The 13677-nt window shown below is 61.3% G+C and carries 14 protein-coding genes; 8 read left to right on the top strand and 6 right to left on the bottom strand.

All coding sequences use genetic code 11. The features are described from left to right. Nucleotides 1–134 precede the first annotated feature (134 nt). Entirely contained in the window at nt 135–1655 is a 1521-nt protein-coding gene (locus tag DNK50_RS28265; protein ID WP_099584657.1) for an aldehyde dehydrogenase family protein, read from the bottom strand. 275 nt (nt 1656–1930) lie between these two features. Between DNK50_RS28265 and DNK50_RS28260 the strand changes: the two genes are divergently transcribed. The 4 genes from DNK50_RS28260 (at nt 1931) to DNK50_RS28245 (ending at nt 6164) form a co-directional block, all read left to right on the top strand. Next, nucleotides 1931–3832 carry a sigma-54-dependent Fis family transcriptional regulator gene (locus DNK50_RS28260; RefSeq protein WP_112196851.1) on the top strand — a complete coding sequence of 634 codons (1902 nt, stop codon included), beginning with the start codon at nt 1931–1933 and terminating at the stop codon, nt 3830–3832. A gap of 79 nt (nt 3833–3911) precedes the next feature. Next, on the top strand, nt 3912–5261 hold the full coding sequence (mpl, locus tag DNK50_RS28255; RefSeq protein WP_099584659.1) for a UDP-N-acetylmuramate:L-alanyl-gamma-D-glutamyl-meso-diaminopimelate ligase: 1350 nt from the start codon (nt 3912–3914) through the stop codon (nt 5259–5261). Beyond that, on the top strand, nt 5258–5887 hold the full coding sequence (gene ubiX / locus DNK50_RS28250; RefSeq protein WP_099584660.1) for a flavin prenyltransferase UbiX: 630 nt from the start codon (nt 5258–5260) through the stop codon (nt 5885–5887). The genes mpl and ubiX overlap by 4 nt, the downstream gene beginning before the upstream one ends. Next, nucleotides 5880–6164, top strand: a complete 285-nt coding sequence (locus tag DNK50_RS28245; RefSeq protein ID WP_099584661.1) for a YceK/YidQ family lipoprotein — start codon at nt 5880–5882, stop codon at nt 6162–6164. The genes ubiX and DNK50_RS28245 overlap by 8 nt, the downstream gene beginning before the upstream one ends. Nucleotides 6165–6300: 136 nt before the next feature. Here DNK50_RS28245 and DNK50_RS28240 read toward each other — a convergent pair whose 3' ends face one another. From DNK50_RS28240 to DNK50_RS28230, 3 genes are all read right to left on the bottom strand, one after another. Next, on the bottom strand, nt 6301–6942 hold the full coding sequence (locus tag DNK50_RS28240) for an oxidoreductase (RefSeq protein ID WP_112196850.1): 642 nt from the start codon (nt 6940–6942) through the stop codon (nt 6301–6303). 29 nt (nt 6943–6971) lie between these two features. Continuing rightward, nucleotides 6972–8690 carry a C13 family peptidase gene (locus tag DNK50_RS28235; RefSeq protein WP_099584663.1) on the bottom strand — a complete coding sequence of 573 codons (1719 nt, stop codon included), beginning with the start codon at nt 8688–8690 and terminating at the stop codon, nt 6972–6974. A gap of 105 nt (nt 8691–8795) precedes the next feature. After that, on the bottom strand, nt 8796–9251 hold the full coding sequence (locus DNK50_RS28230; protein ID WP_112196849.1) for a MaoC family dehydratase: 456 nt from the start codon (nt 9249–9251) through the stop codon (nt 8796–8798). A gap of 163 nt (nt 9252–9414) precedes the next feature. On the opposite strand from DNK50_RS28230, the gene DNK50_RS28225 reads away from it, so the two are divergent. From DNK50_RS28225 to DNK50_RS28210, 4 genes are all read left to right on the top strand, one after another. After that, complete coding sequence (locus DNK50_RS28225) at nt 9415–9768, top strand: CidA/LrgA family protein (RefSeq protein WP_032884588.1); 354 nt, start codon at nt 9415–9417, stop codon at nt 9766–9768. Then, nucleotides 9765–10481, top strand: coding sequence for an LrgB family protein (locus DNK50_RS28220; RefSeq protein ID WP_112196848.1), 717 nt, complete (start codon nt 9765–9767; stop codon nt 10479–10481). Before DNK50_RS28225 ends, DNK50_RS28220 begins: the two co-directional genes overlap by 4 nt. A 22-nt stretch (nt 10482–10503) precedes the next feature. Next, entirely contained in the window at nt 10504–11094 is a 591-nt protein-coding gene (locus DNK50_RS28215; RefSeq protein WP_112196847.1) for an LON peptidase substrate-binding domain-containing protein, read from the top strand. A gap of 100 nt (nt 11095–11194) precedes the next feature. After that, on the top strand, nt 11195–11410 hold the full coding sequence (locus DNK50_RS28210) for a hypothetical protein (RefSeq protein ID WP_099584827.1): 216 nt from the start codon (nt 11195–11197) through the stop codon (nt 11408–11410). Here the strand turns inward: DNK50_RS28210 and DNK50_RS28205 are convergent. After that, complete coding sequence (locus DNK50_RS28205; protein WP_112196846.1) at nt 11404–12720, bottom strand: bifunctional DedA family/phosphatase PAP2 family protein; 1317 nt, start codon at nt 12718–12720, stop codon at nt 11404–11406. The two genes, DNK50_RS28210 and DNK50_RS28205, sit on opposite strands and share 7 nt — an antisense overlap. 114 nt (nt 12721–12834) lie before the next feature. Further along, nucleotides 12835–13506, bottom strand: a complete 672-nt coding sequence (locus DNK50_RS28200) for a DNA-3-methyladenine glycosylase (protein ID WP_099584667.1) — start codon at nt 13504–13506, stop codon at nt 12835–12837. Between the last annotated feature and the right edge of the window lie 171 nt (nt 13507–13677).

The raw sequence follows: 13677 nt of genomic DNA, 5'->3' as shown, positions 1-13677 counted from the left end.
TCATTGTTATTGTTTTTAACTCGGCTTATTTATGCCGAATGCACATCGCAAGTACTTATGAAGATCTAAAACTCTGGGGGGGGTAAAGTCCCCTCCCACAGTTGATCGCATTTCAAAGGTGGGAGGGGCGGTAGTTAGAAGAAGCCCAACGGATTAATGTCGTAGCTCACCAGCAAGTTTTTGGTCTGCTGGTAATGATCCAACATCATCTTGTGGGTTTCGCGACCCACGCCGGACTTCTTGTAACCGCCAAATGCGGCATGCGCCGGGTACAGGTGGTAGCAGTTGGTCCACACGCGGCCCGCCTTGATCGCCCGGCCCATGCGGTAGGCGCGGTTGATGTCGCGGGTCCACACGCCGGCGCCGAGGCCGAACTCGGTGTCGTTGGCAATCGCCAGGGCTTCAGCTTCGTCCTTGAAGGTGGTGATGCTCACCACTGGGCCGAAGATTTCTTCCTGGAACACGCGCATGTCGTTGGTGCCCTTGAGCAGGGTCGGCTGGATGTAATAGCCGCCCGCCATGTCGCCGGTGAGTTGCTCGACCTTGCCGCCGGTCAGCAGTTGCGCGCCTTCACCCTTGGCGATTTCCAGGTAGGACAGGATCTTGTCGAACTGCTGTTCGGACGCCTGGGCGCCGACCATGGTGTCGGTGTCCAACGGGTCGCCGCGTTTGATCTGCTCGATTTTCTTCATCACCACCTTCATGAAGTCGTCGTAGATCGATTCTTCCACCAGCGCACGGGATGGGCAGGTGCACACCTCGCCTTGGTTGAAGAATGCCAGCACCAGGCCTTCGGCGGCTTTCTCGATGAACGACGGTTCGGCTTTCATGATGTCGGCGAAGAAGATGTTCGGCGACTTGCCGCCCAACTCGACGGTGGACGGAATAATGTTCTCGGCCGCCGCATGCATGATGTGCGAACCCACCGGGGTCGAGCCGGTAAAGGCGATCTTGGCGATACGCTTGCTGGTGGCCAGGGCCTCGCCGGCTTCTTTGCCGAAACCTTGCACCACGTTAAGCACGCCCGGCGGCAGCAGGTCGCCGATTACTTCCATCAGTACGGTGATGCCCAGCGGCGTTTGCTCGGCGGGCTTGAGCACCACGCAGTTACCGGCGGCCAGGGCCGGCGCGAGTTTCCACGCAGCCATCAGGATCGGGAAGTTCCACGGGATGATCTGGCCGACTACGCCCAGAGGCTCATGGAAGTGGTAGGACGCGGTGTGTTCGTTGATCTCGGCGCTGGTGCCTTCCTGGGCGCGAATACAGCCGGCGAAGTAGCGGAAGTGGTCGGCGGCCAGTGGAATGTCGGCGTTGAGGGTTTCACGCACGGCCTTGCCGTTGTCCCAGGTTTCGGTGATGGCCAGCAGTTCGAGGTTCTGTTCGATGCGGTCGGCGATTTTCAGCAGCACCAGCGAGCGGTCCTGAGCCGAGGTCTTGCCCCAGGCGTCAGCGGCGGCGTGGGCGGCGTCGAGTGCTTTGTCGATGTCTTTGGCAGTAGAGCGCGGGAACTCGGCGATAGGCTTGCCGTTGACCGGCGAGGTGTTGGTGAAATAGTTGCCGTCGACCGGCGCAACGAATTCGCCACCAATGTAGTTGCCGTACTTGGCCTTGAACGAAACGATCGCGCCTTCAGTACCGGGGTGTGCGTAACGCATGGTGGGTATCTCCTGGCTTTTATGTTTATTGGAGTGCAGCGCTGTTGCTGCGCTTGATAAAGCGTAGAGCAAAGGTTGGGCCACTGCTTTGAGGGCCAGGTAAATCAAGGAGTTGGGGTTTGTTGCAAGGCGTTGCTGTCACACGACTGGTACAGCGCATGTGACAGTTTGTGCCATAAACGGTACAGCCTGTGACCGGTGGGTCGGCACGGGATTGCATCTGTCGCAGGGCTGGGGGATGCTGGGCGTTCTCACGCAGGGAGAATAATAAGAACATGCACAACGATCATTTCAGCCGCCATGCCCAGCAAGTCATCACCGTGGCGCGTGGCCGCGACCCGTCCAGCGATCCGTCCATCGCCCGTTCCTGGCTGCGGTGCCTGGAGGATTACCACCTCGACCCTGCGCAAACCATCGCCCCCACCGTGCTCGAACACGGCCGTTTGCTGGAAAGCCGCGAGCGCCTGCAACAAGTCCTGCACATCGCCGGCACGGAGATGAACAGCCTGCACCAGCAACTCTCCGGCGCCGGCCACGCGGTGCTTCTCACCGATGCGCGCGGGGTGATCCTCAACTGTGTCACAGCGCCGTCCGAGCGCAAGATTTTCGAGCGTGCCGGGTTGTGGCTCGGTGCTGATTGGAGCGAGGCCTGCGAAGGCACCAATGGCATCGGCACCTGCCTGGTGGAGCGCCAGTCCCTGACCATTCATCGCGACGAGCACTTCCGTGGCCGTCATACCGGGCTGACCTGCTCGGCAAGCCCGGTGTTCGACCCCCATGGCGAACTGCTGGCAGTGCTGGACGTGTCGTCGGCCCGGGAAGCGGTGTCGCGCCAGAGTCAGTTCCACACGATGGCGCTGGTGAATCTGTCGGCGAAGATGATCGAGAGTTGTTACTTCCTGCGTCACTTTGAACATCACTGGTTGCTGCGCTTTCATTTGCAGGCCGAGTCGGTGGGCCTGTTCAGCGAAGGGTTGCTGGCGTTTGATGGCGAAGGGCGCATTTGTGCGCTCAACCAGAGCGCACTGAACCTGTTAGGGCAGGTGCGTGGCGATTTGCTGGGGAAGCCTGTGGAAGCGTTTTTCGACTGCTCCCTGGATCAGTTGCTCGGTCGCGCCAGCGCCAATGCGACCGCCAGTTGGCCGCTGCGTACTCGTGACGGGCGGCGCTTGTTTGCCGCGTTGCGTGGGCTGCCGCGCAGTGTGTCGGTACCCATCAGCAAGCCGGAGCCTGCCCGTCTGGCCGGCATCTGCCTGGGTGACCCCGCGTTGCAAAACGATTTCCGCAAGGCCCTGCGGGTATTCGAGCGTGATGTGCCGCTGTTGATTAACGGGGAAACCGGCAGCGGCAAAGAAGCCTTTGCCAAGGCTGTGCATCACGCCAGCCAGCGTGCCGACAAAGCCTTCGTCGCCCTCAACTGCGCCGCCATCCCGGAAAGCCTGATCGAGAGTGAGCTGTTCGGATATCGCGGCGGCAGTTTCACCGGGGCACGCAAAGAAGGGATGCAGGGCAAGTTGCAGCAGGCGGATGGCGGCACCCTGTTCCTCGATGAAATCGGCGATATGCCTCTGGCGCTGCAAACCCGTCTATTAAGGGTGCTGGAGGATCGCATGGTGGTACCCATCGGCGGTGAGCCCGAGGCGGTGAACGTCAGAATCGTCAGCGCAACGCACCGCAATTTGCTGGCGCGTGTGCAGGACGGCAGTTTCCGTGAGGACTTGTATTACCGGCTCAATGGCCTGGAAGTGGGTTTGCCGGCGTTGCGCGAGCGCAGCGATAAATCCCAGTTGCTGGATTTCCTGCTGGCTGAAGAGGCGGACGGGCAAACCGTACAACTCGACCCGGCAGCGCGTTCGGCGCTGCTGACCTTTGCCTGGCCCGGTAATGTGCGACAACTGCGCACGGTTCTGCGCACGCTGGCGGCGCTGTGTGACAACGGGCGCGTGGGGCTGGAAGACTTGCCCGCGTCGATCCGCCAGGCCCGGCCGCATCCGGTGACGGGGGCCAAGCCCGCAGAGTTACCTCTGGAAGACGCCGAGCGACTCGCCTTGCTCACCGCCCTGGAGCAACAACGCTGGCACATGACCCACACGGCGGAGCAATTGGGTGTCAGCCGTAACACACTCTATAGAAAGCTGCGCCGGCACGGCATCGCACGGGCGTCCCTATCCGGGTGACTGTGGTCAGGTCCTACAGCTAAAGAGTGCGATTTTCGCCCCCCTGCGCTAACCTGCCTCGATGTTTACGAGGTCGACTATGCACATTCATATTCTTGGTATCTGCGGCACTTTCATGGGCTCGATGGCGGTTTTGGCCAAAGAATTGGGTCATCACGTGACAGGCTCCGATGCCAACGTTTACCCGCCCATGAGTACGCAACTCGAAGCCCAGGGCATTGAGCTGACCCAAGGTTACGACCCCGCGCAATTTGACCCGGTGCCTGACCTAGTGGTGATCGGCAATGCCATGTCCCGTGGCAACCCCGCGGTCGAATACGTACTCAATAAAGGCTTGCCTTACGTGTCCGGCCCGCAATGGCTGGCCGACCACGTCCTGCAAGGCCGCTGGGTACTGGCCGTGGCCGGCACTCACGGCAAGACCACCACCAGCAGCATGCTCGCCTGGGTGCTGGAGCATGCGGGCATGAGCCCTGGCTTCCTGATCGGCGGTGTGCCGCAGAACTTCTCGGTGTCGGCGCGCTTGGGCGATACGCCGTTCTTTGTGATTGAAGCGGACGAATACGACAGCGCGTTTTTCGACAAGCGCTCCAAGTTTGTCCACTACCGTCCGCGTACGGCGATCCTGAACAATCTTGAGTTCGATCACGCGGATATCTTCCCCGATCTACCGGCGATTGAGCGTCAATTTCATCACCTGGTGCGCACCATTCCGAGCGAAGGCCTGGTGATTCACCCCACCACCGAGCCAGCCTTGCAGCGCGTGATCGAGATGGGCTGTTGGACCCCGGTGCAAACCACCGGCGCCGGCGGGCAGTGGCAGGTCAAGTTGCTCAGCGAAGACGGTTCCAGGTTTGAAGTGCTGTTCGAAGGCGAAGCCCAGGGCATCGTCGAATGGGATATGACCGGCCAGCACAACGTCGCTAACGCCTTGGTGACGTTGGCGGCGGCGCGGCATGTGGGCGTGGTGCCGTCCATGGGCATTGCTGCGTTGAGCGCGTTCAAGAGCGTGAAGCGGCGCATGGAAAAAGTCGCCGATGTGAACGGGATTACCATCTACGATGACTTTGCCCACCACCCTACGGCGATCGCCACTACGCTGGATGGCCTGCGCAAGCGTGTGGGAGATGCTCCGATCATTGCGATCATCGAACCGCGCTCCAACTCCATGAAGCTCGGCGCGCACCGCGATGGCTTGCCCGAAAGCGTCAACGACGCCGATCAGGCTGTGTGGTATGCGCCGCCCAATCTCGGCTGGGACCTGCCGGGCATTGCAGCGTTGTGCACCGTGCCGTCGACGGTTTGCGACAGCATTGAAGGCATTATCGAGTACGTCAAACAGCAGGCCAAACCGGGCACCCACGTGGTGGTCATGAGCAACGGCGGCTTTGGCGGCCTGCATGGCAAGCTGGCCGAGGCGCTCAAATGAGCGGCCCGGAACGCATTACCCTGGCGATGACCGGTGCTTCGGGCGCGCCCTATGGCCTGCGCCTGCTCGATTGCCTGGTGCGCGAGGACCGCGAGGTGCACTTCCTGATCTCCAAGGCCGCACAACTGGTGATGGCCACCGAGACCGACGTGGCACTGCCGGCCAAGGTGCAGATGATGCAGGCCTTCCTCACCGAGTACACCGGTGCGGCGGCGGGGCAGATCAAGGTCTACGGCAAAGAAGACTGGATGTCGCCGGTGGCCTCGGGCTCCGGCGCGCCGGCGGCGATGGTGGTGGTGCCGTGCTCCACTGGCACCTTGTCGGCGATTGCCACCGGGGCCTGCAATAACCTGATCGAGCGCGCGGCAGACGTGACCTTGAAAGAGCGTCGCCAGTTGATCCTGGTGCCACGTGAGGCGCCGTATTCGAGCATTCATCTGGAGCACATGCTCAAGCTGTCTAACATGGGCGTGACCATCTTGCCCGCGTCGCCAGGCTTTTATCACCAGCCGCAAACCATTGATGATCTGGTGGACTTTGTGGTCGCGCGGATTCTCAACCTGCTCAACATCCCCCAGGACATGCTGCCGCGTTGGGGCGAGCACCATTTGAGCAGTGATGAATAAGGCGCTGCTGCTGGTGTTGGCGTTGCACCTGACCGGCTGCGCCACGGCCCGCACCCTGGACGCCGCGCAACCGGGCGCGCCGGTGGTGTATGCCGGCACGCGGTTGGACCTGTATGCGATGAATGGCGGCTGCTGCGCCAAGGACCGGTTTGGTGCCGAGGCGCCGAGCTATCCCGGCGTCGACCTGCCGGCGAGTGCGTTGCTCGACACCTTGTTGCTGCCGTTGTCGGTGTTGACAGTGCTGGGCGTGGGGTTTAATGCAACGGGCGGGCTGTAGCCTGGATCTTAAAAACACCACAGGCCAATGTGGGAGGGGGCTTGCCCCCGATAGCAGTGTTTTAGTCAACCCATAGGCAGACTGACCCACCGCCATCGGGGGCAAGCCCCCTCCCACATTTGCTCTGTGTCAGCTCTTACTTACCCAGTTTGCGCAGATCGTCCGACTCCACCACCCGCACCCCATCCTGCTCTTCCAGCGCCAGGCGCCACATGGCTCGGGCCAGCTCGCATACTTCGATCCCTCTGTACTTGCCTGGAATCAACCGTGACAACGGCCCGGCCAGTTGTTCGGCCAAACGCGGCTCCAGCCGTTCTCCCAATAACAGCGAAGGCCTCACGATGGTCAGTTGCGGCCAGCCTTGGGCCTTGAGCGCCTGTTCCATTTCCCCTTTGACCCGGTTGTAGAAAATCGAGGATTTGGGGTCGGCGCCAATCGCGCTGATCACGATCAGGTGCCGTGCGCCCAGTTCCCGCGCGCGCTTGGCGAAGGCGACGACCAGGTCCAGGTCAACCGCACGGAAGGCCTCTTCCGAGCCGGCTTTTTTGATCGTGGTGCCCAGGCAGCAGAAGGCGATATCCACCCGGCCGCTCAGTTGCGGCAGGAACACCGCCGGGTCACCCACCGGGTTTTCCAGGTGCGGATGTTCGGCCAGCGGCTTGCGGCTCGGCGCGAGCACGCGGGTTACGGTGGGTTCGTTGAGCAGGCGGTCGAGCAGGTGTTCGCCAGTGAGGCCGGAGGCCCCCGCGAGCAAGATATGCTGAGGTGTCAGGTACATAGTGTTTCCCCCTTGTTACACGTTACAGCTTAGTTGCCTTTGGCTTCCTTGCTATTCATTGAGACGCTTTCGAGCGCCTTTCGTGCCTGCTGTTTGCGTAAAAGTTGCCAATGGGCGATCACGCCTTTGGGGGCCCAGATCTGCGGTTCGGACGCTTCGAAATTGTCGGCCTGTTCGCGTTCGCTCACATGCAGCTGCGCCAGTTTGAAGGCTTGCTGCAAGTCGTCGGTCTGGTTGAAGGCTTGGGCGAAGAGGGCGTCGCCAAAGTAGGTGAAGTCGGCCTCTTCGGAGCAGCCGAAGGACACGCGGTCGGCGCGGGAAGCCGTCATGATCAGGGTGCGATCATCTTTGAGCGCGGGGATAAAGCCGCCGGAATAGCAGGCGGAAATCACGACGATCTTGTCGCGGTTTTTCAGCGGTGCAAGCACGGCGGCCAGCTCATCGGCCGGCAAGTCGGCCAGCTCCATGCGTGGCTGGTCCAGCACCAGTTCATGTTCGTGGGTGCCGTGGCTGGTCATGTAGATAAACACCAGGTCTTCCGGGCCGGTGCGCTCGGCCAGGGTTTGCACGGCGCGGCGCAGGCTTTCGCGGGTGGCCAGGGGGCGGTCGGCGATATGGTCGCGGTGGTTGACCAGGCGGATCTGCCCGCGTGCGCCGAAGCGCGTGGCGAGCATGTTGCTGACGTAATCGGCTTCGCGCAGGAACACGCTTTGTTTGCCGTCGCCGGCCACGGCCAGGGTATACAGCTCCACGGCAGGTGTTGAGGCGGGCACGGCGGCGAGCGCAGCATCGAGCAAGCGGCCTTGGACCAGCACGCCGATTTCCAGCGGGTCGGGCAGCAACGTGCCGTCGGCGTCACGCACGCGCATGCCGTTGACCCAGGTCCCGGCTTGCACGGTGCCGTCGGAGAGTACCAGGGTGCCGCGACCCTGATAGTTGTCGCTGTCGAAGCCGCCGATATAGAAGCTGCCGTCGGTGAGGTTCAGGCGGCCTTCGCCGGTAAAGCGCCAATCGCTGAACTGGCCGACGTAATGGCTGCCGTCCACGCCGATCAGCTCGCCCTTGCCGCTGAGCGCGCCTTCCTTGAACTGGCCGATCCACACGTCGCCGTCGGCGTTTTCATAGCGGCCCTTGCCGTTGAGCTGGTTCTGCTTGAATTGGCCGACATAGATGTCGCCGTCGGCGCTGTTGAAGGTGCCGTTGCCCTCCAACTGGCCATCGACGAAGTGCCCGCTGAACTGGTTGCCGCTGTCGTCGTTGCGCTGGCCTTCGCCGTTGGGTTTGCCGTGGGCGAACTGGCCCTGGTACTGGCTGCCGTCGGCCAGCTCCAGGCGGCCGAGGCCGGAATATTGATCGTCTTTGAATTCGCCACGGTAGGTCATTTGCCCCTCTTTGAGGGTGCCTTCGCCGTTGCGCCGGCCGGCGCGGAAACCGCCGACATACTGGCTGGCTGCGGTGGTCAGGCTGCCCTGGCCGTCGAACAGGCCTTGCTGGAACTGGCCCTTATAGACTTCGCCGTTGCTGCCGTGCCATTCGCCCTGGCCGTGCCACTGGCCCTTGTCGAATGCGCCGGCGTACCAGCTGCCGTTGGGGTAGTCCACACGGCCCTGGCCTTGCAGCAAACCGTTGACCACATCGCCCCGGTAGCGGCCGCCGTCGGGCAGGCGCGCATCGGGCGGCAACAGCGATTCGCCGTCTCCGCAAGCGGTGAGCAACAGGGCAAGGGCAAGGGGGGCGAGTGGGCGCATAGCGGGATCCGGATAATTGAGCGCCGAGTATGCCGCAGCTGCGAGGTTCATACATAAATTTACATGCCCTGTGGTGAGTTTCAGTCCCTCACCACAGGGAAGCGCTTACACGAAGCAGAGTGACAGCGACTCAGCGATGTACGCCGGTTTTTCCTGGCCTTCGATTTCCAGCGTGGCGGTGGCCTTGAACAGCCACTGGCCGGGTTTTTTTTCGGTGACATCAGTGAGGGTGACGTTCAGGCGCACCTTGGAATTGACCTTCACCGGCTGGATAAAACGCACGCTGTCCAGGCCATAGTTGACCGCCATTTTCAGGCCTTCGGGCATGATCAGGATGTCTTCCATCAACTTGGGCATCAGCGACAGAGACAGGAAACCGTGGGCAATGGTGCTGCCGAACGGCGTTTGCGCCGCCTTGACCGGGTCGACGTGGATGAACTGATGATCGCCAGTGGCCTCTGCGAACAGGTTGATACGTGCCTGGTCGATGGTGAACCATTCGGAACGTCCCAGTTCCTTGCCGACATAATCTTTGAGCTGCGCTACAGGTACATAGGGCATTGCGTCTCTCCTTGGTTCATCGATGCAGTTTTATGGATTACAGAGAACCAATGTAGATCATCACGGGCAACCAGCCCGGTCAACCCACCATGCTTTTGGCGAATGCCGATGCATAGGGCCGGCATGCTTATAATGCGGGCGGGTTCAGAGGGGGAGAGGACGGATGCTGTTACGTGGTCTGACATGGCTGGTGCTGTTTCAGTTGATTGGCACGGCGATCAATCATTTGCTGCTGCCGGTACTGCCGGGGCCGATCATTGGCCTGTTGCTGATGCTGGGTTTCCTGATCTGGCGTGGCGAGGTGGGCGAGCCGCTGAGCCTCGCGGCTGGCAGCCTGTTGCGCTATTTGCCATTGCTGCTGGTGCCGCCGGCAGTCGGGGTGATGGTCTACGCCAAGGACATCGCGGCTGATTTCTGGGCCATTGTCGGCGCGCTGGTGCTGTCACTGGTGATCGCCATGGCTTTTGTGGGCGTGCTGATGCAACAGATGGTCAAGCGCAAGGAGAAGGATCAATGATCTTCGACTGGCAGGGCGCGTGGACGGCCGTTATTCATCATCCGCTGTTTGGTATTGGTATCACCCTGGGCGCCTATCAGCTGGTGCTCGCGGGGTTCGAGAAAACCCGCTGGATCTTCCTGCAACCGGTGCTGGTCTCAATGCTGCTGGTGATCGGCGTGTTGCTGACCTGCGGCCTGAGCTACGCCGAGTACCGCAAGAGCACCGAAATCATGGGTATTCTGCTGGGGCCTGCCACGGTGGCGCTGGCGGTGCCGCTGTATCTCAATCTGCGGCGCATTCGCCAATTGTTCTGGCCGATTTTTACTACGCTGGTAATAGGCGGCGTTCTGGCTACCGGCCTGTGTGTGCTGCTCGGTTGGTGGTTCGGTGCTGAACACATGATGCTGATGACCATGGCGCCCAAGTCGGTAACCTCGCCGATTGCCATGCTGGTGGCCGAACAGATTGGCGGTGTGGCGGCGCTGGCGGCGGTGTTTGTGCTGATCACGGGTGTCGTGGGGGCGATGGTGGGGCCGGCGCTGCTGTCGCGCCTGGGCGTGCACAGCCCCGAGGCGCGCGGCATGGCGTTGGGCATGACCGCCCACGCCGTCGGCACCTCGGTGGCCCTGCAGGAAAGCGAAGAGTGCGGCGCCTTTGCGGCGCTGGCCATGAGTCTGATGGGCGTGGCCACGGCGGTGTTCCTGCCGTTGGCTGTGTCAGTGATTGTTTAAACCAGGTTTAAGGAAACCTTATATGAGTCTGGCGCTGTTCCCGCTCAATACCGTGCTGTTCCCCGGTTGCACCCTCGACCTGCAAATATTTGAGGCGCGCTATCTGGACATGATCAGTCGTTGCATGAAAAAGGGTGAAGGCTTCGGCGTGGTGTGCATCCTTGACGGCAGGGAGATCGGCATGGCCCCGGATGGCTACGCACTGATTGGCTGCGAAGCGCTGATTCGCGACTTCAAGCAACAGGACAATGGCTTGCTGGGGATTCGTGTCGAAGGTGGGCGCCGTTTCCGCGTGCGTGACGCTAACGTGCAGAAGGACCAACTGCTGGTGGCCGAGGTGCAATGGCTGGGCGAAAAGCCGGACCGGCCATTGGTAGACGAGGATGCCGATCTGTTGGCGTTGCTTGAAGCGTTGGCCGAGCATCCCATGGTCGCCTCGCTGGACATGAACGCCCACGCCGATGGCCAGCAAGCCTTGGCCAATCAGTTGGCTTATCTGCTGCCCTTCACCGAGGCTGACAAGATCGACCTGCTGCAGCTCGACGATCCGCAACAGCGGCTGGATGCAATCCAGATGCTGCTCGATGAGCTACAGGGTGAGTTGTTTACCTGAGTTTCGGAATTCACTGGCCAGACTCTCGGAATTTTCCTTCGTTGCGCCTTGGGGCCGACTGAAATAGTCCCCGATCACACACCTTGATCTGGGGATGGGAATGATTCGGCTAACGCAATCGGAAATGGCCACTTGGGACGCCTTTTTTGTCAGCATCACCACGCAACTGATCCGCAAGGATGAAAAGCGCGGCGCTGAATTTATCGCCACGCGCGCCGCAGAGATCGCCGATGAAATGCTCTTGGAGCGGCGCGAGCGTTATACCGAACGCCGCGTCGCACCAGTCGACTGGATTGGCCCCGCCAAGGGTCAGTAGGCGTACCTGAGCAGTGCGTGGGATGTGCCAGTAAAGGCGATAAACCCAAGAACTGCCACCACGGCCGGTAGCACCAGCCACCAGGCTTTGGCCGGCATCGGCGGCAACGGGCTGCGGTATTGGCTGACCGTCAGGCTGAATGCGCATACGGTCATCGCCAGCAGCGTGCCGGCTAGGATGTCGCTGGGCCAATGAGCGCCCAGGTACACCCGAGACAACGCGATAAATGCGGCGGGAATGCAGCCCAGCAATATCCAGGTCAGGCGCAGCCGTGTCGGTTGGCCGCGTCCGGCCAGCACTGCCAGTGCCAGGAAAAACGCAAAGGCGCCGGAGGCGTGGCCACTGGGCATGCTGAAGCTGGTGAGGGGGTCTGTCAGGATTTCCGGGCGACCACGGGCGAAAAACAACTTGGTCCCGGTGTTGATCACGGCGGCCCCGGCCAGCGTGGCGCCGACAAACAGTGCGTGGCGCCATTGTCGTGCCAGTAACAGCAGGCCGGTGAACACAGCGCTGGCGACGAACATCTTCTTGAACTCACCCAACTGGGTAACCATCACCATGGTTTCATCCAGCCAGGCGCTGCGATGCTCCTGCACCAGCGCGCTCAGACCCTGGTCGAAATCGTTGAGGTGGTGATAGCCGATAAACAGCGCAAGCAAAAGAATCAGACTGGCGCAGCCTGTCCACAGGGTGGCGCGACGATGGCCGCGCAGGCTGCTGTTCAAGGTCAGTCCCAGCAGCACCGCCAGGCAGGCCGTGACAACACCTGCCTCCGGCCAGAAACCTTCCGGCAGCGGCAGGCGGAACGCGGCGCCAGTGGCCCAGCCCGGCAGCAAGTAAGCCACCGTCCAGCCGGCAGCGGCAAGAATGCTCACCAGGGCAAAGCGCGGGAACGGCATGTCGCACATGCCAGCCACCATCGGCAGCATCGGGCGCAGGGGGCCGATGAAACGTCCGACCAGCAGGCTGGCGATGCCGTACTTGTGAAAGTAGGTCTCTGCACCATTCATCCATTCGGGGTGGTGGCGCAGGCCGGGCAGGCGCCGGATGTTCTGGTGGAAATGTCGGCCCAGGAAGTAGGAAACTCCATCGCCCAGCAAGCCGCCGAGAAAGCCCAGCAACAGCGTTTCACTCAACGACAGCGCACCGCTGCCGGCCAGCGCCGCAATAGCAAACAGCAACACCGTGCCCGGCACGATCAGCCCGGCGATGGCCAGGCATTCCACGCACGCGACGATAAACACCGCCGCCGCCAGCCATTGCGGGTTGACGGTCAGCCAGCCAGTAATGCTATCGAGCCATTGGCCCATAAAACCTCACTCCCTCTGTGAAATACATAACCCTTAGTCACTGGAAATCAATTGTGGGAGGGGGCTTGCCCCCTCCCACATTGGATCTGCTGTGCTTTCGGTTCTTATGTTCATTCAAATCAAAAAATAATCCCGGCCTTCGACCTGGCCCCGGCGTAGCGGGTTCCGTGTGCAATACGGCGCATAGCCAGCATCGACAAAGCGGTACATCAGGTGTTCATCGCGCCCACTGGGGATGCCCAGGCGGGTTGTCTGGATGATCTGGGTCGGAACCTGGCCCACGTCTTCGACGTAGAGCAGTTCCTCGTCAAAGCGCTTGGCGTCCCACATCGGCACTTTCAGGCCCAGGGCTTTGCACAGCAGGGTCTGGCCGGCACACAGTTTCTGCGTGGGGCGCGGGCTGCCGTCGGCATTTGGGTTGTTCAATAACATCTGCGCCAGGCTGGCCGGGCCGGAGATTTCGTCCACCCACGGATAAGCCGATTTGATCAGCACGGCATTGCCCGGCCCCTGGGCGCTGAAGTTCAAGGAATCGCCGCCACGGGCGTAGTACATGTAGATATGGCCACCATCCAGAAACAAAGCCTTACGCTTTTCTGTGTAGCCCAGTGAGGCGTGGCTGCCTTTTTCGGCCACGTAATAGGCTTCGGTTTCAATAATTCGCGCCGAAAGCCAGATTTCGCCGACGCGATGGCGTATGACTTTTCCGAGCAAGTCGCGCGCAAGCAGTTGCGCATCTCGGTCGAAGAAGCAGTCGGGCAGGGCGCTGGAGGGGAGTTGGGGCATGGCGGTCAGGGGTTAATACGGCTAAATGTGACCGAATAATAACAACTCCCACCTTAATTACCGCTGAACCCCAGGTTTTTACAGTTCATTTCGACCATCCGCCCGTCACCGCTGTCAGTCGGGCGGCGTCACAGCTATAATCTGCCGCTTTCCTCTTTGCCAAGACTCCCT

The organism is Pseudomonas sp. LG1E9 (assembly GCF_003290225.1).
Taxonomy (GTDB): domain Bacteria; phylum Pseudomonadota; class Gammaproteobacteria; order Pseudomonadales; family Pseudomonadaceae; genus Aquipseudomonas; species Aquipseudomonas cyclaminis.
This window is presented reverse-complemented; position numbering and strand designations above follow the sequence as displayed.